This is a genomic window from Arthrobacter sp. AFG7.2, from assembly GCF_002892835.1.
Classification (GTDB): Bacteria; Actinomycetota; Actinomycetes; order Actinomycetales; family Micrococcaceae; genus Arthrobacter.
This window is the reverse complement of sequence record NZ_PJMB01000010.1, coordinates 129,246-138,919: the sequence shown is the minus strand read 5'-3', so window position 1 is coordinate 138,919 and position 9,674 is coordinate 129,246. Positions and strand designations below refer to the sequence as shown.

Genomic DNA, 9,674 nt, shown 5'->3' with positions numbered 1-9,674 from the left:
GAGGGCGAACACCGGCACGGTGACGAGCACCTGCGCCCGGATCGTCGACGACGGGGTGGGATCCGTTCCTGCGCCCGTCCCGTCGGTACTACCCGCCCCGACGCCGCTTCCCGCCCCGTCGCCGTTGCCGCCATAGCCGTTACCCGCCCGGTTGCCGGAGCTGGTCCCTGCATGGACGCCGGAACTGTTACCACTCCCGCGACTGGTACCGCCATTGGTGCCGCTGGTGAGGATCGCTGAGGCGAATGTGTCGGCCCGGAGTTGGGTGAGGGTGCGGGGCTCGTCGGGTCCTTGTGCGGCCCGGGCGAGGGCGTTGAGGCGGTTCCAGCCTGCCAGTGCCTGGTCAGCGGGGAGGTAGGCAGAGAGCCAGGCCATGCCGTCCTGGTCCGGCCTGCATTCGACGCGCCGATCTGCCAAGCCCTTGGCGTGGCGTTTCTCAATGGACTCGGCGTGGTGGCGTTCGCGCCAGGTGCGGGCTTTGTGCTTGAACCTGTGTGCGGGCATTTCCCCGATCAGGGCTGCCGCGGCTGGCCTGGGCGTGCCCGGGTCCAGGAAGTGGGCTTCCAGGGCCGCGGCTCCGGCCGGGTCGAGGGTGGCTGCCTCGTCCGCCATGGCCAGGGCGTGCTGCCAAGAGATCGTCCCGGCCCGGAGGGCCGAAAGGGTCAATGGCAAGCGCCTGTCCAGGGCATGGGATGCGGCCAGGAACGCGGTTGCGGCCCGTGGCCCGATGGCCAGCACTGACCCGACCTCGGCGGCGACAGCCATCTCCTGCGCCCGCGCCGGCATGTCCGGCGCCAGGGCTTGGGCTATGTCGGCGTACTTCACGGCAGCACGGGCTTTCAAGCCTGCGAGCCCGGCTTCGGCCTCCTTGGCGCCGGCGAGAATGTCCAGGGTCCCATCGGCCAGTGCAGCCAAAGGATCAGCAGCGGAAAACGGCTCCGAACCACACCCGTCCACCTCAGCATTGAGCACAGCAAGGGCGGCCTTGATGTCCGCAAACGCCTTCTCCACCGCTTCGCTGCCCATAACTCCATCATGGCAAGGGGGTGTGACATTTACCGGGGACGGTTGGCAGGGCCGTTGCGCGGTACATGTACATGGCTGCCGTTGGCGTCAGGGGCAGCCGCATGGCCAAGGCCTCACATGTTGCATAAGCTGTAGGAAGGCCCGGAACTACAACGTTGGAGAAGAGATGCATCCGCCCAAGGCTGTCGAAGATATCGCCGTCATGCGCTCTACAACCACGTCCGCTGTCCCAGTCCCTGGAACGGCGGGCACTCCGGAAACCCAAGCCGCCAAAAAGCCGGCCACGACCGGCGCTTTCCGGTTAATCACTCCCCTGCGCCCGGATGCGTTCGCCACCCCCTACCGAGACCCCGTCTGGGACGGTCCCACTGATCCCATCCTGGTTCCTGACCACCGGACCGGCGAGTGGGTGCTGTTCTATACCCAGCGCCGGGCCACGGCGGCCGGGCTCTCCGGTGTGGAGTGGGTGCACGGCACCGCCATCGGTATTGCCCGCTCCGCGGACGGCGGAACCACCTGGAACTATGAAGGCACAGTGGACGGTCTGGTGTCGCCGGACACTGAACTGCCGGCAACCCTCTGGGCGCCCGACGTCGTACGGATCGGCGATGAATGGCTGATGTACCTGACCGTCCTGGGCGGAGTGCGGGAGGACTGGACCGGAAGCGCGGCTATCGTGCAGCTGGCCAGCAAGGACCTGGTGACATGGGAGTACCTCGGCACCATTGACCTCGACTCGCCGAGGGTGATTGATGCCGCCGTCGCACCTTGCGGGGACGGCCGGTACCGCCTCTGGTACAAGGACGAGGCCCGTGGCTCGAACACGCACAGCGCGGTGAGCGATACACCCCGGGACCCCTCGTCCTGGACCCCGGAAGGTGTCATCATCCCCGGCCGTCCGCATGAGGGGCCCAAGGTGTTTCGGCTGGAGGGAACCTACTGGATGATCGTGGATGAATGGCGGGGCCAGGCGGTCTACCGCTCCAACGACGCGGCGGGCAACTGGGTCCGGCAGGAGCACCTGGGCGGGCTGATCCTCACGCACCCGGAGTCCTTGGACGGGAGGCCCGTCGTCGGACGCCACGCTGACGTGGTTCCGCTGGAACCGCAGGAGGACGGCAGCGAACGCGCCCTGCTGGTCTATTTCACGCATCCCTACTGGGGCGGCGAGGACATCGACACCATGGAGCCGGACCCCAAGACACACCTGAGCCATATCCGCGCTGCCACACTGGAGGTCAGGGCCGGAAACCTGGTCTGCATCGAACACTAAGCACGGCACCTGCACACTAGGACCGCCAGGCACCCGGCGCCGCCCCTGCATCGTCAGCACCGCAGGCACTATCCGCGCTGCGGCGACCCCAGTTCCACCGGATCCTCGTCCGTCAGGTAGGCAAGCTCGGAGTGGGCTGCGAGGTCGATGCCGCGCATCTCGTCCTCGGGCTTGATGCGCAGCCCAACGGTCTTGTCGAGGATCTTCGCCAGGACCCAGGTGATGCCGAACGAATAGGCCAGGACCGTGACGGTGGCCAGGGCCTGGATACCGAGCTGTTCAACACCGCCGCCATAGAACAAGCCGCTAACGGCGTTTGGTGCGGCGTCGGTAGCAAAGAGGCCAATGAGCAAAGTGCCCAGGATTCCGCCCACCAGGTGGACGCCGACAACATCGAGTGAATCGTCGAATCCCAGGCGGAACTTCAGTTCGATGGCCAGCGAGCACACCGCCCCGGCGATAGCGCCGATGGCCACCGCGCCGAGGGGGCTCACGGCACCACAGGCAGGGGTGATGGCCACGAGGGCGGAGATCAGGCCGGACGCGGCCCCCATGCTGCTGGTGGCGCCACGGCGGAGCCGCTCCACCAGTGCCCATGCCAGGAGTCCTGCCGAGGCAGCTACTGCGGTATTGAGGAACACTACCGACGCTGAATGGCCGGCGGACAAAGCAGAGCCTGCATTGAAGCCGAACCAGCCCACCCAGAGCAGCCCGGCGCCGATGAGGACCAGCGGCCGGCTGTGCGGCTTGGCATGTTCCACCTTGGGCCAGCCGGAGCTTTTACCCAGGACCAGGGCGAGGGCCAGGGCGGCTGCGCCGGCGTTCATGTGTACTGCGGTGCCGCCGGCGAAGTCGATGGCTTTGATGCCGCTGGCAATCCAGCCTCCGGCCACGCTGCCGTCAGCGGAGGAAAAGGCGAACACCCAGTGGGCGACGGGGAAATAGACGATGGTGGCCCAGATACCGGAGAACAGCATCCAGGCCCCGAACTTCATGCGGCCGGCTGCAGCGCCGGCCACCAGCGCCGTGGTGACGCAGGCGAAAAACAGCTGGAAGGCGGCGAACAGGATGACCGGGATGGACGCTTCTTCATCGGCGGCCAGCAGTTGCCCCATGCCGGGGAACTCGGTGATGTCACCGATCAGCCCCAACCCGCCCACTGAGTTGCCAAAGGCAAGTGAGTACCCGAACAGTGCCCACAGAACGGCCACCAGGCTGGCGCCGCCGAAGCACATCATCATCATGTTGAGAATGCGGCGCGACCCAACCATGCCCCCGTAAAAGAGGGCCAGGGCGGGGATCATCATGCAGACCAGCGCTGAACTGGCCAAAATCCAAGCAACATTTCCCGAGTCCATGGGAAACCCCTTTCGTGAGGCGAGAAGAGAACGGAAACCGCCAGCTGGAGCCACTCGGAAGGAGGGACACGGGGGCAGTACCGCGTTGAACGGCGGGCAGTTGTTGCCACCTGGATCCAACTGTAGGGCGGGCATTCCGAGCTGGGTTTCCAGCCGGTTAAATGGTCGTTTCCGTCCTCCACCCGTGAGTTTCAGCTGTCCCACTGAGCGCAGGAGCAGGCAGGCGGCGACGTGTTTGGGGCGTCCTGCACGCTCGTCTCCACCGTGATCAGCCACGACCAACCGTGAACGAGCGTGTTCGATCATCTTGTTCAAGGCCCGGCCCGACCATAGTCTCGCTGTGCCCGGTCTCCCCGACGCATTGCCGGGACCAGCAACGCACCCGAGAGGTATAACGATGACGTTTTCCGTCCTACGAACACAAAGGCCGGTGGCGGCTTTGGCAGCAGCGGTCACGGCAGCAGCGGGCCTGGTGCTGCTGCCGGCAACCCCGGCCGCAGCGGCAGAAGCCACGCCTGTATCCATCACGCCCAACCCGGCCAGCCGCGGAGAGGCCTTCCAGGGCTGGGGAACCAGCCTGGTCTGGTTCGCCAACGCAACTGCCGGCTACTCTCCTGAACTGCGCGAGGAGCTCTACCAGAAAGTATTTGGTGAGGACGGCCTAAACCTCAACATCGCCCGCTACAACGTGGGCGGAGGGAATGCCTCGGATGTCCGGGACTACCTTAATGACGGCAGCGCGGTGGAGGGCTGGTGGAAGCCGGTGACAGAACCTCCGGCTGGCACAGCCCCATCAAACCTTTACAACCCCGACGGTTCCGTGGACCCGGCCCAGGCCAACAAGCTTGCGTTCCTCCAGCAGTGGAACCCCGATGATCCGGCATCGTACAACCCGGACGCGGACCAAAACCAGCGTTGGTGGGTCGAGCGGCTGGCGGCGGACCAGCAGATCACCCATTGGGAGGCCTTCAGCAACTCCCCGCCCTGGTTCATGACAAAGAGCGGCTACGTCTCGGGACAGGTAAATCCGGCCAAGGGCGAAAACCTGCTGCCCGAAGCGGAAGGCAAGTTCGCCGCCTACATGAAGCATGCCGTCGAACTCCTGGAAACAGGCAGCGGCATCACGGTGGACACGATCGACCCCTTCAACGAGCCAAACTCCGGGTACTGGGGCACTGACATAGACCGGGCCACCGGTAAACCGCCCACCGGCTACACGCAGAAGCAGGAAGGCGCCCTCATCCACCCTGCGGCGCAGGACCGCGTCACCAAGCTTCTCGCTGCCGAACTGGCCAAGGACGGCACCAGCACGGACGCCGTCATCTCCGCGATGGACGAGACCGATCCCGCCAGGTTCATGACCAACTGGCACGGTTACAGCCAGCAGGCCAAGGACGCTGTTGCCCAGCTCAACGTGCACACCTACGGCACGAACGACCGCCGGCGGGTCCGGGACCTGGCCAAGTCCACCGACAAACCCCTCTGGATGAGCGAAGTGGGCGGCTTCTGGACCGGCAACCCGGCACTCGGAGATTCCACCAGCGGGTGGGACCGCTCCAACATCACCAACGGCCTGGGCATCGCCGGGCGCATGGTGAATGACCTCCGCGAGCTGGAACCCGATGCCTGGGTTTTCTGGCAGCCCGTGGAGGACACTTACAAGCAGGAAAAAGCCGACAAGGGCTGGGGCTCCATTTACATCGACTTCGACTGCAACTATGAAGGCCGGGAAGGCTTCTCCAACCGTCGGGTCAATGATGGGGCCAGCCCCGAGAACGCCAAGTGCAAAGTCCTGACCAACCAGAAATACAACACCACCAGGAACTTCACCCACTACATCAAACCCGGCGACTTCCTGATCCAGAATGACAACGCCAAGACCGCCAGCGCCGTGGACGCAGACGGCAACGGTGCCACGCTGGTGCACTTCAATGACACCCCGGCGCCGGAGAAGGTCACCATCGACCTCAGCCGCTTCGGCACCATTGCCCCCGGCGCTACCGTCACCCCGGTGGTCACCACCAAGTCTCCGCTGGAGGACATCGAACGGAACGCGCTCGTCAAAGGCACGCCGGTCGCCGTCGACACCGCGGCAAAGTCAGCGACGCTTGAGGTGCCTGCAGCATCCGTAGTGACGTTCGTCGTCGACGGCGTCAGCGGAGTGGCAGCTGATGCCGCACCGGTGAAGGACGGCCACACCTACCACCTGACCGGTGACGCCAGCGGCAAATACCTCACCGCCCGCGGTGACGGCAGCGCAGCAATCCAGGACCTCGGCACGACGACGGCGGAGGTCACCTCCCAGCTGTGGACTTTCACCGCGGTTGGTGGTGAGGAGTTTGCCCACGACCGCCGCTGGGTGGTGACCAGCAAGGATGGACGCGTCCTGACGGGCAGCGGCGGCGTGACAGCCGCAAGCCAGTCGGGCGCAGCAATAGTGAAAACCATGACCCTCGACGAGGCCAAGGAGACGCCGTCGGCGCAGTGGATCCTGACCACCGAGAACGGCAAGCAGTGGTCCCTGGTCAATGCGGCAGCAGCCATCGCCCTGCAGGTCACGGGCAACCAGACCGCTGAAGGTACGGGCGTCTCGCTCGCTTCCTCCACCGGAACCACGGCAACGGCCACCGGCAGCACGCACCAGTCGTGGAGCTTCACTGACCTCGCAAACCTGAAGCTGACCGGCACCAGGGCCGTGGAACTCAGCACCCCCGTTGGGGTAGCACCAGTCCTTCCCGCCACCGTCACTCCCCTCTACGCCAAGGGCGACGGGCGTCCGGTCGCCGTCCAGTGGCAGGCCGTGGATCCCGCGGTCTGGAACAAACGTGGAACGGTAACCATCACCGGAAGCGGTACTGACGTGTACGGCCAGACCTTCAGTGACGCCAAGGCCACGGTGACAGTCGGAAAATACACCGCAACCGACCCTGTCTCCGCAACGGTCGGAGTGGGCGCGACGCCCGCCGAGGTACAGGCTGCGGCGCCAGCCGCTGTCCCCGGCCAGGTGGGCACCTCAACCGCCAGGAACGACCTGGCCGTCACCTGGGACTGGAGCACGCTCGACCCGGCAACCCTCCAGACCCCCGGAACCGCTACCGTCCGCGGCAAAGCCGACACGGGCATCGACGGCGGCAAACCACTCGATGCGCTGCTCACCGTCCTGGTGGTGGACCGGGTGGCCAGCAGCAACATCTGCAGGGATGATCCCGCAACCACCGTCACGGCTAGCTACACGGAGGGCTCCTATGTGGCCAGGAACACCTGCGACGGCAACGCCTCCACCCGCTGGTCGAACTGGGTCAGCGGTGGCCGCAGCGCGGACAGCCTGACCTACGGCTTCAGCCGTGACTACATGGTGGACTCAGTGACGGTCACGCTTGCCGAGAAGGCACCGCAAAACCTGAAAGTCCAGTACCAGGACGGGTCCGGCGCCTGGCAGGACACCAGTGCGGGAACCGTCTCCGGGCTCACCACCAGCGCACCCGCCAAGGTGTCCTTCGACGCGGTGACCACCCGCGGCATCCGCGTAGTGCTGGCAACCCCCGGCTCCTACACGAAGGTGGCGGAGGTGGCCATCGCCGGTACGCGCCTTGCCGATGCCGGTGTGGCTGACCTTGGCCGGCTGCTCGTGGACCAGAAATCAGTAGTGGGCTTCGCAGCCGGAACCAGCGGCTACACCGTGCTGACGGCCTCAGCGGCTGTCCCCGCCGTCGCAGCCTATCCACTGGACACCAATGCGAAGGTGACTGTTGTCCAGGCTGCTGCGGAGAACCCCGCTGCGGCGGTAACGGTCACGGCCCCGGACGGAACGGTTCGCGAGTACACCCTCACGTTCGTCACGGGGAAGACTGCCTGCTCCAACGGCGGCTGGGCGGCGAATATCGAACCCGGCTTCCGCACTGAAGGAGAATGCGTCAGCTACTTCGCAGCCAGGTAGGAGCTGGCAAACCGCGGCGCCCGTTGAGGGGTGCACGCAGGGACGGCCGGTGCAGCATCAGCCATGGGGGCGGGTGCTGCACCGGCCGTTTTCGCCTGCAGCTATGCTGGGAAAACCCGGCCCGGGACGCTCCGGGATGGCAGGACATGGGGCAGGCAGCAACCAAAGGAAGCAACCGTTGAACAACGAGCAGTCCATGGAAGAAGCGGCAGCAGCGCACCAGGCAGCAGGACAACCGGCCAGCGAACTGAGGGTGGGCGTCGTCGGCATCGGCTGGGCGGGCCAGCAGCACCTCAAGGCGTACGAGGCGCTGGACGGCGTGCGCATCGTGTCGCTGGCCGGGATGGAACAGGAACTCCGCGACTCATTGCAGGCGGAGTACTCCATCCCCAATGCCTTCGCGGACTGGAAGGACATGCTGGACCACGGTGGAGTGGACGCGATCAGCGTGGCCGTGCCTACCTTCCTGCACGCGCCCATCGCCGTCGCCGCCCTGGAGCGGGGAATCCATGTGCTGAGCGAAAAACCCATCGCACGCAACGCCGCCGAAGGCCAGGCCATGGTGGACGCGGCGCGCAAGGCTGGCCGGGTCCTGGACGTCGCCTTCAACCACCGCCGGCGCGGTGATATCAAGGCACTGAAGCAAGTCATCGACGACGGCGGGCTGGGGCGGCCCTACTACGCCAAGGCATCCTGGCTGCGCCGCTCCGGCATCCCCACACTGGGCAGCTGGTTCACTAACCCGGAGCTTGCCGGCGGCGGACCGCTGGCTGACATCGGCGTCCATGCCCTGGACTACGCCCTGCACCTCCTGGGCGAGCCAAAGGTGGTGGCCGTCTCCGCAGCCACCCATTCCGAGCTGGGCCCGCAGGGTCGCGGCGGTGGAAGCGCCTACTCTGCCCTCGCCTCCAGCCACGCGTTCGAAGTGGAGGACTTCGCCTCGGCATTCCTCCGGCTGGAGGGCGGCGGAACGTTGCTCATCGAGGCGAGCTGGGCCACCTACCGGGAAACCGACGACCTCCTGGACTTCACCGTCTACGGAACCGACGGTGGCGCCGAACTCAAGGTCCAGGGTGCCCCCTTCCCACCGGTGGGCCAGCTGCGGGTGTTCACCGACAAGGAGGGCGAATCGGCGGATTATGTGCCGCCGGTACTCCCTGGCCGCGCCCATGACGCAGTGGTGGAAGATTTTGTGACAGCCGTCCGCGGCGGCGCGCAGGTCTGGGGTGGGCATGACGGCTCCCTGGCGCTCTACCGGGCACAGATTATCGACGCGTGCTACCAGTCGGCGCGCGAGCAAAGGGAGGTTCGTCTCTAATGAACGGCAAGCTGAAGATCCGGGTCTGGAACGAGGGTGTCCACGAGGCCATCAACGAGCCCTCGCACATTGGTGAGATCTACCCTGACGGCATCCACGGCGCCATCGCCGCAGGGCTCCGCTCTTACTACCCCGAAGCAGAGATCACGACGGCGGTCCTGGCCACCGACGACGAACACGGCCTTGACGAGGAGGTTCTTGCCGAGACGGACGTCCTGCTCTGGTGGGGACACATGGCCCACCACGAGGTGAGCGACGCCGTCGTCGAACGCGTCCACCGCCACGTACTGGGCGGGATGGGCCTGATCGTCCTCCACTCGGGGCACTTCGCGAAGGTGTTCACCAAGCTGCTGGGCACCACCTGCTCACTCGCGTGGCGGAACGACGGCGAGCGCGAGCTCGTGTGGACCGTAAAGCCGTCACACCCAATTGCCGACGGCGTGGACAGCCCCATCGTGATCCCCGAGCAGGAGATGTACGGGGAACTGTTCGACATCCCGGACCCGGACGACCTGATCTTCATCAGTTCCTTTGCCGGGGGCGAAGTGTTCCGTTCCGGCGTCACCTTCACCCGGGGCAAGGGCCGCATCTTCTACTTCAGCCCCGGCGACCAGGAGTACCCGGTGTACCACCACCCGCAGATCCAGCGGGTCCTCGCCAACGGCGTGAAGTGGGCCGCGCAGCCTGAGCTGCACCGGTCGGCTCCGGAAGTGACCAACCCTGCCCGCGGCTGGTTCGAGGAAGCATAGCTTTTTGTTCCAG

At 65.9% G+C, this 9,674-nt stretch carries 6 protein-coding genes; 4 read left to right on the top strand and 2 right to left on the bottom strand.

Going from position 1 to position 9,674, the window contains the following annotated elements:
- Positions 1 to 1,026: DUF222 domain-containing protein (locus CXX84_RS16170; protein WP_146031887.1), on the bottom strand; the 1,026-nt coding region annotated here is incomplete at its 3' end.
- Between the two features lie 166 nt (positions 1,027 to 1,192).
- Between CXX84_RS16170 and CXX84_RS16165 the strand changes: the two genes are divergently transcribed.
- A complete protein-coding gene (locus CXX84_RS16165) occupies positions 1,193 to 2,299 on the top strand; it encodes a glycoside hydrolase (protein ID WP_223253127.1) in 1,107 nt (368 codons plus the stop codon).
- A gap of 68 nt (positions 2,300 to 2,367) precedes the next feature.
- On the opposite strand, the gene CXX84_RS16160 is transcribed toward CXX84_RS16165, so the two are convergent.
- Complete coding sequence (locus CXX84_RS16160; RefSeq protein WP_102977737.1) at positions 2,368 to 3,657, bottom strand: ammonium transporter; 1,290 nt, start codon at positions 3,655 to 3,657, stop codon at positions 2,368 to 2,370.
- 397 nt (positions 3,658 to 4,054) lie between these two features.
- On the opposite strand from CXX84_RS16160, the gene CXX84_RS16155 reads away from it, so the two are divergent.
- The 3 genes from CXX84_RS16155 (at position 4,055) to CXX84_RS16145 (ending at position 9,661) form a co-directional block, all read left to right on the top strand.
- A complete protein-coding gene (locus CXX84_RS16155) occupies positions 4,055 to 7,594 on the top strand; it encodes a discoidin domain-containing protein (RefSeq protein ID WP_102977736.1) in 3,540 nt (1,179 codons plus the stop codon).
- 196 nt (positions 7,595 to 7,790) lie between these two features.
- Positions 7,791 to 8,912 carry a Gfo/Idh/MocA family protein gene (locus tag CXX84_RS16150; RefSeq protein WP_102977750.1) on the top strand — a complete coding sequence of 374 codons (1,122 nt, stop codon included), beginning with the start codon at positions 7,791 to 7,793 and terminating at the stop codon, positions 8,910 to 8,912.
- Entirely contained in the window at positions 8,912 to 9,661 is a 750-nt protein-coding gene (locus CXX84_RS16145; protein ID WP_102977735.1) for a ThuA domain-containing protein, read from the top strand. The genes CXX84_RS16150 and CXX84_RS16145 overlap by 1 nt, the downstream gene beginning before the upstream one ends.
- The last annotated feature ends 13 nt before the right edge of the window (positions 9,662 to 9,674 follow it).